Origin of the sequence: Pseudomonas bohemica (assembly GCF_002934685.1) — a bacterium.
In the GTDB taxonomy this organism is placed as follows: domain Bacteria; phylum Pseudomonadota; class Gammaproteobacteria; order Pseudomonadales; family Pseudomonadaceae; genus Aquipseudomonas; species Aquipseudomonas bohemica.
The window spans coordinates 1218-1496 of record NZ_NKHL01000088.1 but is presented as its reverse complement, the minus strand read 5'-3'; the positions used below and the strand labels follow the sequence as shown (position 1 = coordinate 1496).

Genomic DNA, 279 nt, shown 5'->3' with positions numbered 1-279 from the left:
TGGCTATGCCGATCGTGCAGCGATTTATGAGCGCGCGCTGAAGGTGCTGGTGTGATCGCCGCCCTGAAGCTTGTCCCGGTCTGGGCATGGGGTGTGATGGTGCTGGTCATCGCCCTGTGCGCCGGATCGTTCGCCGCGGCGTGGTTCTGGCAGGCGAACGCTTATGGAGAGGTCGTCGCGAAGTACGGCGAAACCATCGCGACGAACGAAGCCAACCATCAGGCCGACCTGACGCTGATCGCCAACGCTGCATCAGCCCAAGCCCGCGATGCTCTGGCT

The 279-nt window shown here is 63.4% G+C and carries 1 pseudogene; it reads left to right on the top strand.

What is annotated here, in order from left to right:
• Nucleotides 1-51 precede the first annotated feature (51 nt).
• Nucleotides 52-279, top strand: a pseudogene (locus CE491_RS05605) (hypothetical protein); the annotation flags it as partial.